15 protein-coding genes are annotated in these 18,341 nt (G+C 63.2%); 13 read left to right on the plus strand and 2 right to left on the minus strand.

The window, feature by feature from the left end:
• Window positions 1-88 precede the first annotated feature (88 nt).
• The 4 genes from FAZ97_RS15590 (at window position 89) to FAZ97_RS15605 (ending at window position 4,230) form a co-directional block, all read left to right on the plus strand.
• Window positions 89-772: an SDR family oxidoreductase gene (locus FAZ97_RS15590; RefSeq protein WP_158759376.1), complete on the plus strand. Its 684-nt coding sequence runs from the start codon at window positions 89-91 to the stop codon at window positions 770-772.
• A 95-nt stretch (window positions 773-867) separates the two neighbouring features.
• The gene (locus FAZ97_RS15595; protein ID WP_158759377.1) at window positions 868-1,962 is read left to right on the plus strand and encodes a zinc-binding dehydrogenase; all 1,095 of its coding nucleotides are present in this window, start codon (window positions 868-870) and stop codon (window positions 1,960-1,962) included.
• Between the two features lie 972 nt (window positions 1,963-2,934).
• The gene (locus tag FAZ97_RS15600; protein WP_158759378.1) at window positions 2,935-3,681 is read left to right on the plus strand and encodes an enoyl-CoA hydratase-related protein; all 747 of its coding nucleotides are present in this window, start codon (window positions 2,935-2,937) and stop codon (window positions 3,679-3,681) included.
• 81 nt (window positions 3,682-3,762) lie between these two features.
• Window positions 3,763-4,230 (plus strand): MaoC family dehydratase, encoded by a 468-nt coding sequence (locus FAZ97_RS15605; protein WP_158759379.1) that lies wholly within the window; start codon window positions 3,763-3,765, stop codon window positions 4,228-4,230.
• A gap of 66 nt (window positions 4,231-4,296) precedes the next feature.
• Here the strand turns inward: FAZ97_RS15605 and FAZ97_RS15610 are convergent, their stop codons facing one another.
• Window positions 4,297-5,973 (minus strand): MFS transporter, encoded by a 1,677-nt coding sequence (locus tag FAZ97_RS15610; protein ID WP_158759380.1) that lies wholly within the window; start codon window positions 5,971-5,973, stop codon window positions 4,297-4,299.
• Between the two features lie 237 nt (window positions 5,974-6,210).
• Window positions 6,211-6,825, minus strand: a complete 615-nt coding sequence (locus FAZ97_RS15615) for a TetR/AcrR family transcriptional regulator (RefSeq protein ID WP_199272135.1) — start codon at window positions 6,823-6,825, stop codon at window positions 6,211-6,213.
• A gap of 28 nt (window positions 6,826-6,853) precedes the next feature.
• Here FAZ97_RS15615 and FAZ97_RS15620 point away from each other — a divergent pair, with 28 nt between their 5' ends.
• From FAZ97_RS15620 to FAZ97_RS15660, 9 genes are all read left to right on the plus strand, one after another.
• Window positions 6,854-7,987 carry a PAS domain-containing sensor histidine kinase gene (locus tag FAZ97_RS15620; RefSeq protein WP_158759381.1) on the plus strand — a complete coding sequence of 378 codons (1,134 nt, stop codon included), beginning with the start codon at window positions 6,854-6,856 and terminating at the stop codon, window positions 7,985-7,987.
• Window positions 7,984-8,616 (plus strand): response regulator, encoded by a 633-nt coding sequence (locus FAZ97_RS15625; protein WP_158759382.1) that lies wholly within the window; start codon window positions 7,984-7,986, stop codon window positions 8,614-8,616. The genes FAZ97_RS15620 and FAZ97_RS15625 overlap by 4 nt, the downstream gene beginning before the upstream one ends.
• A 156-nt stretch (window positions 8,617-8,772) precedes the next feature.
• Window positions 8,773-9,546: an enoyl-CoA hydratase-related protein gene (locus FAZ97_RS15630; protein ID WP_158759383.1), complete on the plus strand. Its 774-nt coding sequence runs from the start codon at window positions 8,773-8,775 to the stop codon at window positions 9,544-9,546.
• A gap of 37 nt (window positions 9,547-9,583) precedes the next feature.
• Window positions 9,584-11,662 (plus strand): 3-hydroxyacyl-CoA dehydrogenase NAD-binding domain-containing protein, encoded by a 2,079-nt coding sequence (locus FAZ97_RS15635; RefSeq protein WP_158759384.1) that lies wholly within the window; start codon window positions 9,584-9,586, stop codon window positions 11,660-11,662.
• A gap of 29 nt (window positions 11,663-11,691) precedes the next feature.
• Window positions 11,692-12,867, plus strand: coding sequence for an acetyl-CoA C-acyltransferase (locus tag FAZ97_RS15640; protein ID WP_158759385.1), 1,176 nt, complete (start codon window positions 11,692-11,694; stop codon window positions 12,865-12,867).
• 14 nt (window positions 12,868-12,881) lie between these two features.
• The gene (locus tag FAZ97_RS15645) at window positions 12,882-13,664 is read left to right on the plus strand and encodes an SDR family oxidoreductase (RefSeq protein ID WP_112173104.1); all 783 of its coding nucleotides are present in this window, start codon (window positions 12,882-12,884) and stop codon (window positions 13,662-13,664) included.
• Between the two features lie 41 nt (window positions 13,665-13,705).
• Window positions 13,706-14,494, plus strand: a complete 789-nt coding sequence (locus FAZ97_RS15650) for a crotonase/enoyl-CoA hydratase family protein (protein WP_158759386.1) — start codon at window positions 13,706-13,708, stop codon at window positions 14,492-14,494.
• A 79-nt stretch (window positions 14,495-14,573) separates the two neighbouring features.
• Window positions 14,574-16,481: an acyl-CoA synthetase gene (locus FAZ97_RS15655; RefSeq protein ID WP_158759387.1), complete on the plus strand. Its 1,908-nt coding sequence runs from the start codon at window positions 14,574-14,576 to the stop codon at window positions 16,479-16,481.
• Window positions 16,482-16,522: 41 nt separating this feature from the next.
• Window positions 16,523-18,334, plus strand: a complete 1,812-nt coding sequence (locus FAZ97_RS15660; RefSeq protein WP_158759388.1) for an acyl-CoA dehydrogenase — start codon at window positions 16,523-16,525, stop codon at window positions 18,332-18,334.
• Window positions 18,335-18,341: the final 7 nt, after the last annotated feature.

Consider the following 18,341-nt stretch of genomic DNA (forward strand, 5'->3'; position numbering starts at 1 on the left):
GCATCCGCCGCGGTGCCTGCGCTCCTCGAGCGCGTTTTAAAAATAGAGGGGGTTAACTGCTTTGAATGATGATAACAAGAGAGTCGCGATGGTCACCGCCGCAGGACGAGGAATTGGGGCCAAAATAGCGCGGCATCTCGCATCGATCGGATACTCGGTCTCGCTGCTCTCACCGTCTGGCGCTGCGATCGACCTGGCGAAGGAACTCCGTGGCGTGGGCATGAAAGGATCCGTTACCTCGGTCACAGATCTTCAGTCGTTTTTTGAAATGACCATGCAAACGTATGGGCGAGTTGACGCCGTCGTAAATAACACCGGCAACCTCCCGTTCGGTGATGTACTGGTTCAAAAGGACGAAGCATGGCAAGAAGGCTTTGAGATGGTCATCTTGAACGTCATTCGGTTGCTACGATTTGTAGTGCCTGTTTTTCAGAAGCAAGGCTATGGTTCGGTCGTCAACATTTCGTCCTATGGAGGGGTCTCCCCGGAACGAAACCTGGCAGTTTCCTCTTCGTTGCGGGCCGCACTGCACGCGCTGACCAGGCTCTATGCCGAAAGGCTTGCGTGCGAAAATATCAGGGTCAACGCGGTCTTGCCGGGCTATGTCGATAGTTGGGATGCGCCGCAAGAGATCATCGACCGAATTCCGATTGGTCGAGTTGCGACTACGCAGGAGATTGCGAAAGTAGTCGCCTTCCTTCTTTCTGACGATTCGAGCTATATCACCGGGCAAAGTCTTTTAATCGATGGTGGGTTAGTCAGTGGCATTTGAACACTGACTTACCCGGACCCACGCGAGCGGTAATACGTTTGAGCTTCGATGCATGGGGCTTACTTGCGGTGCCACATCGACAGAGGGAGTAGGCAATGAAAAGCAAAGCGGCGATTTTGGTCGGCTTTGGGAGGCCGTTAGAGATTGAAGAGATTGACGTTGCTGAACCACGGGAGAATGAAGTTCGAATCAAAGTCGCAGCAAGCGGAGTCTGTCATTCCGATTTGCACGCTGCGCATGGCGTATATGGCGGAAACCTACCAGCGATCCTCGGTCATGAGGGGGCAGGGATCGTCGAATCCGTGGGGAACGGGGTCTCAAATGTGGCTGCTGGTGACCACGTCATTATCTCGTGGAAGCCTGCGTGCGGCCATTGTCGGAGCTGCTTGCGAGGGCGGCCCAATCTATGTGAAGGCGCTGCATGGGCTGACTGCGGCCGGATGAAGGACGGAACGACCAGATATAGCTCTAACGGAAGCGACGTTCTTCACTTTGGTGGTGTCTCCACATTTACTGAATATACCGTGGTTCCGGCAGAGTGTGCAGTCAAGATCGGCAGGGACCTGCCGCTCGTTCCGATGTCTTTGGTTGGATGCGCGGTCACCACTGGGGTAGGCGCGGCAATCAACACTGCTCGCATTGTTGCTGGCGATTCAGTCGCCATCATAGGGTGCGGCGGGGTTGGCTTAAGCAGCCTGCAAGGCGCGCGTATTGCGGGAGCAAAGACCATTATTGCGGTCGATCAGTCGGATGCGGCCTTGTCTCTGGCCCGCTCATTGGGAGCTACACATACAATTAATTCTAGATGTGACGATCCCAAACGGTCCATTGTGGAAATCGGCAATGGGGGAGTGGACTGGAGCATTGAGGCTGTCGGACGCCAAGAGACGATGGACCTCGCCGTATCAATCCTCAACCGTGGTGGTCAGGCAGTGTTGGCCGGCGTCGCCCGGGCAGAGACGATGGTCAGCTTCAAGCCCTTTGTCTTGGTTCGACAAGAGAATGCTATCCTTGGTAGCTACTACGGGTCAGCAAGGCCACATACCGATTTTCCGCGCTTTGCGAACTATTACAGGCAAGGCATGCTCGACCTGGACTCGATGGTCACCCCGCGCAAGCTCGAAGAAATCAATGAAATCCTTACAGACTTGGAGTCTGGCGCGAATGGGAGGAGTGTGATCGTCTTCTGACGAATACCCCCAGAGCGCACGCTGGTCGGGCGGCGACTGGCTCGACACGGGCGACCTGGGCTATCTCGATGCGGACCTGGCTTTGGAGCGCGGGCTGCTCCAAAAACCTCATCATTCGCGGCGGACACAACATTGCGGCGCAGATGGTGGAAGAGGCCTTGTTCGGTCACCCGTACATCCGAGGTGCCGCGGTGGTCGGTGTGCCGGATGCACACGCAACCGCAATTACAGATGCTGTCTGCATTCTCGACTCAGTAATCAGTACTCCGACTCAGGCTCGGCGACTGATGGCGCCTCCTTTTTCCGCCGGAACGCAAACTACCTCCAGGAGGATATGTGCGCGCCCGCGCACACGTCGAAGCGCAGGATATTCTCCACTTCGTCAGCGGGCCGTGGAAAAGTAATCATTGGCGGAGAGGAATACTGCGTGGAGCCTGGTATGAGCTTCTACGTTGGGCCGGACGCATTCGCACCTTGGTCAGCGACGGCGATTATGATTTTCGCTGGTTCTGGGTCTTTCAGCCCGCAGGTCTCGAAACGTTCTTCCGCACGATCGGGCGCAGACGAGATTCTTCGGCAGCGGACCATGAGCCTTGCGGACGTCCTGAGAATGTCGATGAACTCGAGGCGCGCACCGGCTTCACATTTTTGGCCAGACAGCCGGGGTAGTGCGTCTCACCTCGCGCCGAATTCATTGCGTGCGCGAGACGCGGTTAGTCCATTTGCGACGCTTGTCTAGGAATATTCTGACGCATTTTCAGGATTGTTCCTACATGAACGCGCGCATGTGCTATGCCAAACTTGGTTAAGTCTGCCAGGCAGCGTGCAATGGCGGCTTCCCGGCCCCTCTACCAGTTCGCGCCGTGTATGCGAAGTGCACCTAAAGGCCACGCGATTCGGTGCCCACGCTTTCCTGGTTCATGAACGATCCGCTTCACACGGCTTGCGGATATCACCAGGAGACGTCACGCCATGAAATACATACAGGCCGAATACGCCAACGGCATTCTCGTCCTCAAGCTGAATCGTCCGGAGAAGAAGAACGCACTCACGCAGAACATGTATCTGCGGCTCGCGCTGGCGCTCGAAGACGCCAACCACGACGACAACATTCGCGCCATCCTGCTTCAGGGTACGTCGGCCACTTTCACGAGCGGCAACGATATTCAAGACTTTGCCGACGACGGCAGCGAGACGGAAAAGCGTGCATCGGAGCGCTTCATGCAGGCAGTGACGCAACTCGACAAGCCGCTCGTGGCGGGCGTATGCGGACACGCAATCGGTATCGGCGCGACCGTGCTGTTGCATTGCGATTATGTCGTCGTTTCCGAAGACGCGCGTATCCGCTTTCCTTTCATCGACCTTGGGTTGTGCCCGGAATTCGCGTCCACGATGCTGCTGCCCCTCACCGTGGGGCGAGCAAAGGCGAATGAATGGATGCTGATTGGCGCGACCGTGCTGGCCGACGAGGCGCTGCGCGCGGGCATGGTGAACCAGGTCTTGCCCAATGACCAGGTGCTCGACGACGCACGGCGCGTGGCATGTGTACTGGCGAAAAAGCCGCATGATGCCCTCGTGCAAACGCGGCGTTTGTTGAAGTCGGCGCAGCGTGAATTCGTCGCGGCACGTATCGACGCGGAACGGCAGGTGTTTCGCACGCTGCGCGATTCTGAGGACGCGCAGCGCATTTTTCGCGACTTCCTTTCGCGCGTGCGTTGAGCGTATTTCACATCGTTTTCCAACATCGACGAAAAGGCGCCGATGCGGTGCATTGGCGCTTCCGTTTCAGGAGACTAAAGGATGAAAGAAGTATCGACCCTGGCTGAACTTGAAGGTCTGATTGGAAAAACGCTGCAAAGCGACGACTGGTTCCCGGTCGAGCAGAACGATATCGACCTGTTCGCGCGCGCGACGGGCGATCATCAATGGATACATACCGACCCGGAGCGGGCGCGTCGCGAGTCGCCGTTCGGCGTGGCGGTCGCGCATGGCTTTCTCACGCTTTCGCTGTTGCCGGTGCTCATGTCCAGGACGATCAAGGTGCATGGCGTACGCATGGGCGTGAACTACGGCCTGAACCGCGTGCGCTTTACGGCCCCGGTGCCGGTGGCGTCGCGCGTTCGATTGCAGGCCGCGCTGCGCGAAGTCAAAATCGACGAATCCCCGGCGGGGAAGAGCGCGACGTTGACCTGGTCGGTGACGATGGAGATGCAAGGAGCGGAGAAGCCCGTGTGCGTCGCGGAAACACTGAGCCGTTTGTACTTCTAATGACGTGAAGTGACAGCGAGGTTATCCGGCGGACCGGACACCTCGCGAAACCACGCAACGCAGCGATCAAGCGCTCTGTTCTGAACAGTTGCCGCTACGTGCGGCCTGGGATTGGAACAGCCGCTCGGCGTTGGGGAGCAGGCGCGCCGCCTTGAAGTAAAAGATGAGCGACGCCGGAATGAGCACCAGCGCGCCCAGCATGCCAACGCGAAGATCACCGGTCACATCGCCCACGAGACCGACGCAATACGGTCCGATACCCAGCCCGATGAGATTGACGACCAGCCATTGCACCGCGATTGCCGTTCCGCGCAGCCGCGGCGCGACAAGTCCCTGAACCGTGGCCGAGGCCGCGCCGAACCATACCGTGCCGGTCATTTGTGCGCCGAAGAACGCGGCGAAAAACGTCGTCTTGTCGGGGGCGCAGAGTTGCAGCGCGTACAGCGCGCCGCTACAGAGTGCAGCGGCCATCGCGAGCCACAACCGGCCCGCGGCGCTACGCCGTGCGAGAAAATCCGCGCCGATGCCGCCGAGCGTCGTGCCGAGAAAGCCCGAAAGCGCGATGATCAGGCCGAGCGCAAACGCGTCGCGCGCGCCGAGTCCGAAGTGGCCCACACCATAGAGGAAGGTGAAACCGGTGACGGCATAATTGACCGTGTTTTGCAGCGCCGCCGCGAGTACCGTTGCGCGCACAACAGGAGAGCGCAGAATCTGCTTGCTCGCGAGCGTGTCGCGCTGCGTGAGCCGATGCAGCCAGCACCAGGCTGCGTAGGCGCCAAACGCGAGCGCGGACCACTGGATGAGATTGGTTGTGACCGTCACCGGGCCGATGTGGCCGAATCCGGCGTGCTGGTGCACTGTGGCGAGGCTGTCCGTAATGGCAGTGAGCGTGGCCGCCGCCGCCACACAAAGCGCGAGCACGAGCAGATTCTGGAGAACGCCGCGGCGCGTGCGTGCGCCGCGCCATGCGGCCGCAATACTGAAGGGCGGCGTCATGGAGGCGACGTCGCCGCCCACCGCGCGCATGACCGACGAGAACGACACCATGCGGGCGGCGCCGTGCTGGCGTGCACGCCGCGGCTCGCGGACGGTGAACAGAAGCACGAGCGCGAGCACGATACCCGGCAAGCCCAGCGAGAGAAATGTGATTTTCCACGCGGGAAACGCGAGCGGCGCGGAGCCCGATGCCTGCAAACCGCGCCACCAGCCGATCGTGAGCGCGGCGACGGCCCCGGCGAGTCCCGAGCCGATGAAGATGCCGCTCGAATACACGGCGATCGCGGTGGCGCGGCGCTTGTCGGAGAAGTAGTCCTGCAAGAGCGAGAAAGCGCTTGGCGTCGCGCTCGCTTCGCCCACGCCCACGCCGATGCGTGCGAGTGCAAGGCCTGCAAAACCCGAGGCCAGGCCGGAAAGTCCCGTCATCAGCGACCAGACGGCCAGCCCGAGCGACAAGGTCCGAACGCGGTCCCAGTTGTCGGCGAAGCGCGCGAGCGGCAGACCCATGACCGCATAGAAAAGCGCGAAGCAGGTGCCGTAGAGCAGGCCGATCTGCGCGTCGCCGATATGCAGGTCGGCCTTGATATACGGCGCGAGGATCGTGAGTATCTGCCGGTCGAGAAAGTTGAAGACGTAGACGACCGTGAGGATGCCCAGTACATACAGCCTGCGCTGTCGTGTATATATCAGGTCTCCGAAGCGTTCTTGCGCGAGCGGCTCGGCAACGGACGAGGATTCAGAACTCATGCGGTGTCTCCGTGTTGGATTGTTTGGCGTCTGTTGCGGGGTTCCTTGCCGATACGGGTCTGGAACCTGTCGGCTTCCTGCAAGGAAACCGGATTTAGTCTATGACGCGCAATTTCCGGAGCCTGTCGTCGTTGTCTTGAGTTCTTGTCGGATATTTCCTATTTGATGATTTAATGGCAATACAGCGCGATTGGCGCCGATGAATCGATCATCGATGCGCGCCCGCGCCTTCGCGGCTCAGTTGTCTTCGTTGAGCGCGAGCAGTTGCCGCTTCGCGGCGGCAAGCACTGCGTCGGAACGCTTCTCGTCGACCATCACCCTCGACACCACCAGCGCGCCGATCAGCGCGCTGACGGCGAACAGGGCCTTGTCTGCGTCTTCTTGATTCATCGATGCGCCGAGGTTCACCGCGAACTGTTCGATACGGCTCGACATGGCTTCGCGCGAAGCCTCGTCGGCACGCGCGACATCGCCCGCGAGCGCGGCGATCGCACAGCCCGAGGCCCGCGCGTCGCGATGCTTGCGGCTCAGATAGCCGCGCACCGTCGCGCAGTAATCGTGCGGTCCCGTGCCGTTCTTTGCCTCGAAGGCGGCGCGCCCGTCGTCGAGCGCACGCTCCAGCGCGTGCAGCAGCAGCTCGGAGCGCGAAGCGAAGTGGCCGTAAAAGCCGCCGTGCGTGAGTTTGGCGCTGCTCATCAGCTTGCTGACGCTCACCGACTCCAGCCCCATTTCCCTGACCTGACCGGCCGCCTGTTCCAGAATGCGTTCCCTGCTGCGCGCCTTGTCCGCCTGCGAATGCCCCATGGTCATGTCCGGGTTTGATCTATTGACATTCTGGATTATGGTCGTCATTCTTGTGGATGACAATCATCATGTAGAAATGACCGACTCTACCTTCGACCTTGACGACTACGAGATCCCTTTCAAGGGCATCGTGGAGCAATCCATCGCCGGCATCTACATCCTTCAGGATGGGCGGTTTCGCTACGTCAACGAGACGTTCGCGCACATGTGCGGCCTCAAGCGAGAGCAACTGCTGGGCGCGCGGCTGAGAGATGTCGCCAACCCGGCGCAACTGGCTGCGCTGATGTCGCAGTACGAGCGCAAGATCACGGGCACCGGGCCCTCGGAGCGCTTCACGATCCGGCGCACGCTGTCGAGCCGGCCGGGTTGCTTCGAGATTCACGGCACACGTGTGATCTTTCACGGCCGCCCGGCGATTGTGGGCGTGGGCATCGACATCACGGAGCAGGAGCGTCAGCGCAGGGAACTGGTCGAGGCGAGCGAGCGTTTGCAGGAACTGGTCGCGAGTGCCAACAACGTGCGGGAGAACGAGCGCAATCGCGTGGCGCGCGAACTGCACGACGTGATTGGCGGCATGCTCACGGCGATCAAGTTCGATCTTTCGCGGCTCGCGCGCGGCATCGAGGCCGTGGACCGTGCGTTCGAGCGCGACGCGAAGCCTGCGCAGGCAAGTCCGCCGGAGCTGGCCGCGCTCGCCATGACGGCAACTCAGGCGCTTCAGCTCACGCAGGAAACCATTCAGGCGGTACGCGGGATTTCAGAAGGGTTGCGGCCCGGCGCGCTCGATCATCTCGGTCTTTCCGACACGCTTTCGCTGGACCTGAAACGCTTCGAGCAGCGCTACGGCATTGCCACGTGGTTTCAGACCACGGGTCTCGCGTTTGCGCTGGACCGCAACACGGAAATCGGCATCTACCGCATTTTCCAGGAAGCGATGACCAACGTCGCGCGCCATGCGAAAGCCACCGAAGTCACAGTCGATCTCGCGTGGCAGCCGGGCGGTCTCATGCTGGAGATCGCGGACAACGGCCTCGGCTTCGAGTCGGACGCCGTTGCCGCGGAAGGGCATCTTGGCCTGCTCGGCATGAAGGAGCGCGCGAGAGAACTGCAAGGCGCCTTGCAACTCGGCACCGGACCCCGCTCGGGCGCATGCGTGAAGCTCAGCGTACCGGTGCGGCGGGGCGGCATACAGGAGGAGAACAGGCCATGATTCGTCTCATGCTGGTCGATGACCACACGATCTTTCGCGAGGGGCTCAAGCGCCTGCTCGCGGAGCAACGCGAATTCGACGTTGTGGCGGAGGCGAGCGACGCGTCCGAGGCCCTTGGCCGGCTGCGCGAACAGCAGGTGGATGTGGCGTTGCTGGACGTGAACATGCCGGGGCGCAGCGGCCTCGACATGCTGCCTTCGCTACGCGCCGAATGGCCCGCGATGCCGGTGATCGTGCTGAGCATGTATCCTGCGGAACAATACGCCATGCGGGCATTTCAGGCGGGCGCTTCCGGCTATGTCACCAAGGACATGGACGCGATGGAGTTGGTCGATTCCATCCGCAGCGTGGCCCGGGGCGGCCGCTACGTGACGCCCGCGGTGGCGAACTGCCTGCTCGATGGTTTCGAGCGCGGTACGAAAAGCGCGCTGCATCAGCAACTGTCTTCGCGCGAATACGAAATCATGCTGCTGATCGTGCGCGGCATCCGCTTGACCGAGATCGGCCGCCAGATGTATTTGAGCGTGAAGACCGTGAGCACCTATCGCACGCGCATTCTCAAGAAGATCGGTGTTTCGAGCAACGCCGAGCTTGCCCGCTACGCCGTCGAACATCGGTTGATCGATTGATGATCGACGGATGCCGTCCTGAAGTTGGCGCTCAACTCGGCAACTTCAGAAAACGCTGACAAATCTCAGAGCCACTTCCGACAGCCAGAATCGCCAGAAACGTCCACACTGTTTCCTCATGAAGCGACTCAATCAGTCGTACTGAAGGAGAGAGCGATGGGCGCGGAAGTGGGGGTACGTCTGGACGAAGGCGTGCTGGTCGTGACGATCGACCGGCCAGCGAAAAAGAATGCGCTCACGGCGCAGATGTACGTGGCGCTCGCCGAGGCGATTGCCGAGGCCGACCGGCGCGACGACGTGCGCGCCGTCCTTCTGCGTGGCGAAGGCGGCAATTTCAGCAGCGGTAACGATATCGGCATGTTCGTGACGGGCGACGCGGCCGCGCATCGCGAACTGTCTGCCGCGACTTTCCTGCATGCGATGACGTCGCTGCGCAAGCCGGCGGTGGCATGCGTATGCGGGCACGCCGTCGGCATCGGCGCGACGGTGCTGCTGCATTGCGATTACGTCGTCGCCTCCGACGACGCGCGCGTGCGCTTTCCGTTCGTCGACCTGGGCCTGTGCCCCGAGTTCGCTTCGACCTTGCTGCTTCAGCACGTGGTGGGTCGCAACAAGGCCGCCGAATGGCTCCTGCTCGGCGCGCCCATTCCCGCGGCGGAAGCGCACCTCGCGGGGCTCGTGAACCGCATCGTGCCGCTCGACATGGTCGAAGAAGAAGCGCTTTCCGTTGCGAAGCGCCTCGCGGTGAAGCCACGCGAAGCGTTGCTCGCCACGCGCGGGCTGATTCGCGAATCGACCGTCGAACTCGTCGAGGCCCGCTTGCAGCGCGAGGGCATCGTGTTCGACACGCTGCGCCGCTCACGCGAGGCGCAGGACATCTTCCAGCAATTCCTCCAGCGCGAGCCCGCCGCGGCGTCGAGCCGCGTTTGAGCCTATGCATCTGTCTCCCACCGGAAAAGGACATTCCATGAGCACCGAATACACCGTCGTCGTCGACGTCGCGGTCATCACGATCGCCAATCCACCGGTCAACGGGCTGGGCTACGCCGTGCGCGTGGGCATCATCGACGGCCTCGAGCGTGCGCTTGCCGATGCCAACGTGAAGGCCATCGTGCTCACCGGCGCAGGCAAGGCCTTTTCGGGCGGCGCCGACATGCGCGAATTCAATTCACCGAAGACGGGTCGCGAGCCGGGGCTCAACACCGTGCTTGCCGCGATCGAGAACAGCCGCAAGCCCGTGGTCGCCGCCGTGCATTCGGTGGCGATGGGCGGCGGCCTCGAACTGGCGCTCGCCTGCCACTACCGGGTGGCCGCGCCGAAAGCGCGCATCGCGTTGTCCGAGGTCACGATGGGTCTCTTGCCCGGCGCGGGCGGCACGCAGCGTCTGCCGCGCCTCATCGGCCTGGAAGCGGCGACGAACATGATCGTGCACGGCGCTTCGGTTGCATCGGAAGCGCTCGCGGATTCCGGGTTGTTCGATCAGATCGCGCACGGTGAGCTGTTGCCGGCCGCGCTCGCGTTCGCGAGAGAGGCCGCGCAACGCAGCGGGCCGCATCCGCGCGTGCGCGACATGACCGTGCGGCACCCGAATCCGGAAGGCTATCTGGCCGTGGCGCGCGCCGCCATTGCCGCGAGGTTCGCGCATCTCCCCGCGCCCGCGCGCTGTCTCGACGCCATCGAGGCGAGCGTGAAGTTGCCGTTCGACGAGGGGCTGGGGCTGGAGCGGCGCTTCTTCCTCGAACTCATGAACGGGCCGGTTTCGAAGTCGCTGCGTCACGCGTTCTTTGCCGAGCGCACGGCGAGCAAACTGGTGGACGTGCCGGAGAGCACTCAGGCGCGTCCCGTCAACCGGGTGGCTGTGGTGGGCGCGGGCCTGATGGGCAGCGGCATCGCCATGAATTTTCTCAATGCGGGCATGCCGGTGGTCTTGCTCGATGTGTCGGAGCCCGCGGTGCAAAAGGGCGTCGACGCGATACGCCGCAACTACGAGGCGAGCGTGAAGAAAGGCAAGCTCGCGAACGCAGACATGGAGGCGCGCATGGCGTTGCTCCAGCCCGGCGTTTCGCCCGAACGGATCGCGGACTGCGACCTCGTGATTGAAGCCGTGTACGAGGAGATGGACCTCAAGCTGCGAACCTTCCGTGCGCTCGACGAAGTGGCTCGCCCAGGCGCGATTCTCGCCACCAACACTTCCACGCTGGATGTGGACCGCATCGCGGCCGAAACGAAGCGGCCCCAGGATGTGATCGGCCTGCACTTCTTTAGTCCGGCGAACGTCATGCGCCTGCTCGAAGTCGTGCGCGGCGCGGCCACCGCGCCGGACGTGCTGCAAACCGCCATTGGGCTCGCGCGCCGTATCGGCAAGGTGGCCGTGGTGTCGGGCGTGTGCGACGGCTTCATTGGCAATCGCATGGTGGCCCGCTATGCGCGGCGCGCTGGCGAGTTGCTGGAGCAAGGCGCGTTGCCGGAGCAGGTGGACCAGGCGGTCGAACGCTTCGGCATGGCGATGGGGCCGTTCCGCATGGCCGACCTGGCGGGCAACGACATCGGCTGGGCGATTCGCAAGCGCCGTTATGCCGAAGACCCATCGATGCCGCGCTTCGAACTCGCCGACCGGCTTTGCGAGGCCGGACACTTTGGCCAGAAAACGGGCGCGGGATGGTACGACTATGCGCCCGGCGAGCGGAAGGCGAAGCCTTCGGTGCGCACGCGCGACATGCTTCAGACGTGGTGGCGGGAAAAGGGTGTGACGCCCAAACGCTTCTCCGACGCGGAAATCGTCGAGCGCTTGATCTACGCGCTGGTCAACGAGGGCGCCGCCATTCTGGAAGAAGGCATCGCGGTGCGCGCATCCGATGTTGACGCCGTGTACCTGCACGGTTACGGCTTCCCGGCCTGGCGCGGCGGCCCGATGTTCTATGCCGACACAGTGGGCGTCTACAACGTGCGCCGCGCGTTGCGCGAATTCGCCGCCGCCGACACGAGCTGGAAACCCGCGTCGCTGATCGATCGACTCGCCGACGAAGGCGGCGCCTTCAACGCCTGATTTTTCACCCACTCTCACGGAACGACATCATGAACGAGGCCGTCATCGTATCGACCGCCCGCACCGCGCTGGCCAAAAGCTGGAAGGGCGCCTTCAACATGACACACGGCGCGACGCTTGGCGCGCATGCGGTCAAACACGCCGTGGAACGCTCCCGGCTCGATCCTGGCGAGTTCGAGGATTGCATCATGGGGGGCACGTTCGGCGAAGGCACGACGGGCGGCAACATCGCCCGTGCCATCGCCTTACGCGCCGGGTTGCCCGTGACCACGGGCGGCGTGAGCGTCAACCGCTTCTGCTCGTCGGGACTTCAGGCCATCGCCATGGCCGCGCAGCGCGTGATGGTAGAAGGCGCGAGCGCGATTGTCGCGGGCGGCGTGGAGTCCATCTCCTGCGTGCAGAACCAGGCGAACACCCACATGCGGCGCGACCCCTGGCTAGTCGAGCACAAGCCGGAGATCTACTGGAGCATGTTGCAGACGGCGGAGCAGGTGGCGAGCCGCTACGGCATCAGCAAGGAGGATCAGGATGCCTATGGAGTGCGCAGCCAGCAACGCGCCGCCGCCGCGCAGGCGGCTGGGAAATTCGCCGACGAAATCGTCGCCATGGCCACCACGATGGGCGTGGTGGATGCGGCGGGGCGCGTCGTGACCCGCGAGGTGACGATCGCACACGACGAAGGCATTCGCCCGGACACCACGCTGGAAGGCGTGGCGCGCATCCGCTCGGCGTTGCCGGGCGGCGTCGTGACGGCAGGCAACGCGAGCCAGTTCTCCGATGGTTCCTCGGCATGCGTGGTGATGAACGCAAAGCTCGCGGAACAGCGGGGTATCGAACCGCTGGGCCTCTTCCGCGGATTCGCGATCGCCGGATGCGAGCCGGACGAGATGGGTATCGGTCCCGTGTTCGCCGTTCCCCGGTTGCTGGAGCGGGCGGGCGTGAAGCTCGAAGACGTCGGCCTGTGGGAGTTGAACGAGGCGTTTGCCTGTCAGGTGCTGTATTGCCGCGACAAGCTTGGCATTCCTGATGAACACCTGAACGTCAATGGCGGCGCGATCGCGGTAGGACATCCTTACGGCGTCACCGGTTCGCGCTTGACCGGTCACGCGCTCATCGAAGGCAAACGCCGGGGCGCGAAGTATGTCGTCGTGACCATGTGCATCGGCGGCGGCCAGGGGGCCGCAGGCCTGTTCGAAGTTCTTTAGACAAGGAGATGGAAATGACTGCTGTGGCAAAGCTCTTCGACCTGAAGGGACGCACCGCGCTGGTAACGGGCGGCTCGAGCGGCCTCGGCCTGCAAATTGCCGAGGCGCTGGGCACCCAGGGCGCGCGCGTGGTGATTTCCGCGCGCAAGGCGGACTCGCTACAGGCGGCGCAGGAGCATCTGGCGGCGCTCGGCGTGGACGCGAGCTGGATCGCCGCCGACAGCGCGGCGGAGGAGGATGTCGAGCGCCTCGCCAACGAGGCCATGCAGCGCCTGGGGCGGGTGGACATTCTCGTGAACAACGCGGGCGCGACCTGGGGTTCGACGACCGTGGATCATCCGCTGGCCGCCTGGGACAAGGTCATGAACCTGAACGTGCGCTCGATCTTTTTGCTCACGCAGAAGATCGGCAAGCTTTCGATGATTCCCAATCGCCACGGGCGTGTGATCAATCTCGCCTCCATCGCGGGGCTCAAAGGCAACGGGCCGAAGTCGCAAGCCACGCTCGCCTACAACACCAGCAAGGGCGCCGTCGTGAACTTCACGCGCGCGCTCGCGGGCGAGTGGGGGCAGCACGGCGTGACGGTCAATGCGCTGGCGCCGGGCTTCTTTCCTTCGAAGATGACGCGCGGGACCATCGAAAAGATGGGAGTGGAAAAGCTCTCGGAGCGCGCGCCACTCCAGCGCATCGGCGACGACGACGACCTGAAAGGCGCGGCGCTGCTGTTCGCAAGCGACGCCGGCAAACACATCACCGGTCAGATTCTTGCTGTCGACGGCGGTATCACCGCGGTGTAAATCCGCAAGCAATAACCCAATTCGAAACCAAGGAGCACAGCATGAGCCACGACGCAGACACGCCTCAGGTCCGCATGAAGGTGGAAGGCCACATCGCCGTTATTTCACTCGACAATGTCGCCAAGAAAAACGCCATCACGCCAGACTTGATGCAGCAGCTTTCCAGGCGGCTGACCGAATTCGACAACGACGACAACCTCTGGGTTGCGGTGCTCGATCCGGCGGGCGAGCACACCACGGCGGGCCTCGACATGCCGAAGTTCTTCGGCCCGACCGCGACGGCCAAGCCCATTCCCGACGACCAGGTCGATCCGTTCGGCCTGCGCAAGCGCTGCCGCAAGCCGCTGATCTCGGTGGTGCACGGCATTACCTACACGATCGGCATCGAACAGATGCTCGCGTCGGACATCGTGATCGCAGCGGACACCGCGCGCTTTTGCCAGCTCGAATCGAAACGCGGCATCGCGCCGCTCGGTGGCGCGCATTTTCGCTATCTGACCCGCACGGGCTGGGGCAATGCGATGTACCACCTGTTTCTGTGCGACGAATTTTCCGCGCAGGAAGCGTTGCGCTGCGGCTTCGTGCAGGAAGTACTTCCGTACGGCCAGCATCGCGAACGCGCGATGGAGATCGCCCGCCTGATCTGCAAGGTCGCGCCCATCGGGCTGCGCGCGACCAAGGCTGCGGCGCTGACCTATATCGAGCACGGTGAGAAGGCGGCCATTGAAGTCATTCCGCATGTGCGCGATGAGGTGTTCGCCTCAGAAGATTTCAAGGAAGGCATTCAGTCTTTTGTCGAGCGACGTGAGGCCCGCTTCCAGGGGCGTTGAACACGGTTGCGGCGCGCGGGGCAAGCCTGCGCGCCAGCATTGGCTTCCATAACATATGCAGGAACAGGAGACGAGACAAATGGCTTCCGTGTCAACCCGCTTGCCCGCGTACTGGACTTCGGATCTGCTGCTGACAGAGGCCGACGTCGAGCGCTTCGAGCGCGTTCCCCTGGAGGAGCGCGGTCTGCCGGCGTCGACTTATGAAATGCTGATGCACGGGTGCGACATCGACCCGGACAAGGTGGCGATCCAGTTTTTCAGTGACGGCGCGCGGCCGCTGGAGACGGCCGGGCAGGTCACGTTCGCGCAGTTGCGCGCGAAGGTCCATCAAACCGCGAATTTGCTTTCCGATCTGGGAATTGATAAGGATGACGTGGTTTCGGTGATGTTGCCCGCGGTGCCCGAATCGCAGTTCGTGCTGTGGGGCGCGCAGGCGGCCGGCATCGTCAATCCGGCCAACTGGATGTTGGAGCCCGATATCCTGGCACAGATGTTTCGCACGGCGGGCGCGAAGGTGCTCGTCGCCTTCGCGGGCGACGAACATCCGGAAATCTGGGCAAAGGCCGAGGCGATTGTGCGCGGCGTGCCCTCGCTCGTCGCGTTGATTCGCGTGGGCGAGCGCGGAGCGGGGCCCGCGACGGTGAACGGCGTGCCGGTGATCGACTTCGCCGAAGCGATGGCGCGGTTTCCTGCGGACAGGCTGGTGTCGGGCCGTGTGTTTTCCCCCGACGACACGGCGTCGCTCTTTCACACGGGCGGGACGACCGGCGCACCGAAGCTCGCGCGCCATCTGCACCGCAACCAGGTGTTCTGGATCTGGGCTTCGAAGTATCTGACCGGGTTTGGCGCCGACGAGGTGAGACTGGTCGGCGTGCCCGTCTTTCATGTGGCGGGCGCCGTGGTGGGCTGCTATGGCCCGTTGGCGAAGGGCTCGACGGTGGTGCTGATGACCTCGGCCGGATTCCGCAATCCCACCGTGCTGCCCAACATCTGGCGCATCGTGGAGGCGTTCGAGGCCAACATGCTGACCTTCGTGCCGACGCTGGTGAACCAGGTGCTGTCGATCCCGTTGAACGGTGCGGACATATCCACGCTGAGCTATGTGGCGTCGTCCACGGCGCCGCTCTCGAGCACGGTCGCGCAGGCGTTCCACCGCATGACGGGCCAGCGCATTCGCGAGAGTTGGGGCATGACGGAAACCACGGCGGTCACCTGCATCACGCCGCCGGTCGAGGACATCAAGGTGGGGAGTTCCGGCGTGCGACTGCCGTACCAGCAGGTGCGCGTGGTGAGGCTGGATGCACAAGGGCGTTCGGCAACGGACTGCGAGCCGGGCGAGCCCGGCCTCGTGATCGTGCGCGGTCCTTCGGTATTTCCGGGCTATCTGGGCGAAAACCAGAGCGCACACTGGGTGGACGGCGACTGGCTCGATACGGGCGACCTGGGCTACCTCGACGCGGATCGTTGGCTCTGGATCACGGGCCGCTCGAAGGACCTCATCATTCGCGGTGGCCACAACATCGACCCGAAGATGGTGGAGGAGGCCTTGTTCGGCCACCCGTCCATCCAGGACGCGGCGGTGATCGGCGCACCGGACGCGCACGCGGGCGAAGTGCCGGTCGCCTACGTGGTGATCAAGCCCGGCGCGATCGCCGCCGCTCAGGAAGTCTTGCAGTATGCCGCCGAGCACGTGCCCGAGCGCGCCGCCGTCCCGAAGCATTGCTATGTGCTCGAGGAAATGCCCAAGACGTCGGTGGGGAAGATCCAGAAGAACGTGCTGCGTCTCGACGCGATCGAGCGGATGTTTCACGCCGCGCTCGACAAGGCGGGCATGGGCGCGAATGCGTCGGTCCGGGCGACGGACCGGGGAAACGGAGGGTTCTTCGCGGAAGTCAGCGTGAGCGATCCAAACATAAAGGAATCCGAATTGATCGACGCGCTGCGAAGTTTCACCATTCCCTATTCGATCCGGCGCACGAATGTGTGACGCCTTGGCGAAAGAATTGCATCAATCAGGAGAGAATCGCTGTGCCTACGAACTACCAAGCCCCTGTTGCCGACTATCTGTTCCTGCTGTATGACGTGATCGGACCGCACGCGCCCCATGCGACCGGCGAATTGTCGCGTGACGATACGCGCCAGGTACTGGAGCAGGCAGCCCATTTTTTCGAGGAAGTCTGGGCGCCGCTCGATGCTTCCGGCGACGAACAGGGGTGCCGGCTGGAAAACGGTGCGGTCAAGACGCCCTCCGGTTATGCAGAGGGTCACGCGGCTCAGTGCGAGGCCGGCTGGAACAGCGTGTCGGCTCCCGAGGCGTTTGGCGGCGCAGGCCTGCCGGATACGATCGGCCAGGCCGTGCGCGAGTTCTCTGCCTCGGCCTGCAATTCGCTGGGGCTATACACCGGGCTCACGAACGGTGCGCATGCAACGATCCGGCGCACCGGCGACGAGTGGATGCTCAAGCACGTCGTGCCGCCGATGGTCGAAGGGCGCTGGGCCGGGACGATGTGTCTGACCGAGCCGCATTGCGGTACGGACCTGCGCCTGATGAAGACGCGCGCCGTGTCGCAGGCCGATGGCAGTTGGCGCTTGAGCGGAACGAAGATCTTTATTTCCGGCGGCGACCAGGATCTGACCGGCAATGTCATTCACCTGGTGCTCGCCAAGGTGCCCGATGAAAACGGGCGCGTGCTCGACGATTTGTCGACAGTCAGGCTATTCCTCGTGCCCAAGCTGGCTGTCGATCCCGACACGGGCGCTTTGGGCGAGCCGAACGGTGTTAGCGTGACCGGCATCGAGCACAAGATGGGGTTGAAGGGCAGCGCCACCTGCACCCTGGCGTTCGAGAATGCGCGGGCGTTCCCGCTGCAAGAGTCCAGCCAGCCGGGCGCATCGGCGCGGAAGTCGTCGGCGGGCATGAGCGGCATGTTCGACATGATGAATTCCGCGCGTCTCGGCACCGGCTTGCAGGCGCTTTCGTCGGCCAATCGCGCATACGATCACGCCGCCAACTATGCGCGCGAGCGGGTGGCGGGTCGCGCTGCCAACCCGACCGACCGGACAGGCAACGCGGCGGACCCGATCGTGGTTCACCCCGACGTGCGCCGCCTGCTGTTGAAGCAGGCCGCGTTCATCGAAGGCGCGCGAGCGCTCGCGCTCTGCGTGAGAACGCTGCTGGACGAGCCGGACGAATCGTTGCGCGCGAACCGGATTGCGATCGGCAGCCTGCTGACACCGGTCGTTAAGGCGTGGTTCAGCGACCGCTCATTCGAATCGGCCAACGACGCCATGCAACTCATGGGCGGCCACGGCTATATCCGCGAGAACGGCGTCGAACAACTCGTGCGCGACTGCCGAATCTTCCAGCTTTACGAAGGGGCCAATGGAGTTCAGGCGCTGGACCTCGTGCTTCGGAAGTTGCCGGCCGCCGAAGGGCAGTCGCTGGCCGGTTTCGTTGAGCTCGCCGAAACCACGGCGCGAGAGGCGGGGCGGCGGGAAGCGCTGCGGGCCCACGCCGACGCGTTGCGCGAGGCAACCGGTGAAATCAGGTCGTGCGCGAACTGGTTGCGCGACGCGGCGCGCAATCCTTACGACGCTGGTGGCTCGTCGCACGACTTTCTGACGATGGTGGGCGTCGTTGCCTGCGCATGGATGTGGCTGCGCATCGCGGATACCGCGCTGGCCTTGTTGCCGGAAGCGGCAGATCCCGCGTTCCTGGATCGCAAGCTCGCGCTCGCGCGCTACTGGTTCGAACGCGAACTACCGGTGGTGGCTGCACTGGGGCGGCGCGTGAAAACGGGTGCGGCGTGCCTGATGAGTCTCCCCGCGGACCAATTCTGATTCGCGC

The organism is Paraburkholderia acidiphila, assembly GCF_009789655.1.
Lineage (GTDB): Bacteria > Pseudomonadota > Gammaproteobacteria > Burkholderiales > Burkholderiaceae > Paraburkholderia > Paraburkholderia acidiphila.

What these genes read in the sequence shown, in the direction of transcription:
- FAZ97_RS15605 (WP_158759379.1), top strand. Translation starts at nt 3,763, where the DNA reads ATGAAAGAAGTATCGACCCTGGCTGAACTTGAAGGTCTGATTGGAAAA.
- FAZ97_RS15650 (WP_158759386.1), top strand. Translation starts at nt 13,706, where the DNA reads ATGAGCCACGACGCAGACACGCCTCAGGTCCGCATGAAGGTGGAAGGC.
- FAZ97_RS15645 (WP_112173104.1), top strand. Translation starts at nt 12,882, where the DNA reads ATGACTGCTGTGGCAAAGCTCTTCGACCTGAAGGGACGCACCGCGCTG.
- FAZ97_RS15600 (WP_158759378.1), top strand. Translation starts at nt 2,935, where the DNA reads ATGAAATACATACAGGCCGAATACGCCAACGGCATTCTCGTCCTCAAG.
- FAZ97_RS15640 (WP_158759385.1), top strand. Translation starts at nt 11,692, where the DNA reads ATGAACGAGGCCGTCATCGTATCGACCGCCCGCACCGCGCTGGCCAAA.
- FAZ97_RS15635 (WP_158759384.1), top strand. Translation starts at nt 9,584, where the DNA reads ATGAGCACCGAATACACCGTCGTCGTCGACGTCGCGGTCATCACGATC.
- FAZ97_RS15630 (WP_158759383.1), top strand. Translation starts at nt 8,773, where the DNA reads ATGGGCGCGGAAGTGGGGGTACGTCTGGACGAAGGCGTGCTGGTCGTG.
- FAZ97_RS15620 (WP_158759381.1), top strand. Translation starts at nt 6,854, where the DNA reads ATGACCGACTCTACCTTCGACCTTGACGACTACGAGATCCCTTTCAAG.
- FAZ97_RS15655 (WP_158759387.1), top strand. Translation starts at nt 14,574, where the DNA reads ATGGCTTCCGTGTCAACCCGCTTGCCCGCGTACTGGACTTCGGATCTG.
- FAZ97_RS15625 (WP_158759382.1), top strand. Translation starts at nt 7,984, where the DNA reads ATGATTCGTCTCATGCTGGTCGATGACCACACGATCTTTCGCGAGGGG.
- FAZ97_RS15590 (WP_158759376.1), top strand. Translation starts at nt 89, where the DNA reads ATGGTCACCGCCGCAGGACGAGGAATTGGGGCCAAAATAGCGCGGCAT.
- FAZ97_RS15615 (WP_199272135.1), bottom strand. Translation starts at nt 6,825, where the DNA reads ATGACGACCATAATCCAGAATGTCAATAGATCAAACCCGGACATGACC.
- FAZ97_RS15610 (WP_158759380.1), bottom strand. Translation starts at nt 5,973, where the DNA reads ATGAGTTCTGAATCCTCGTCCGTTGCCGAGCCGCTCGCGCAAGAACGC.
- FAZ97_RS15595 (WP_158759377.1), top strand. Translation starts at nt 868, where the DNA reads ATGAAAAGCAAAGCGGCGATTTTGGTCGGCTTTGGGAGGCCGTTAGAG.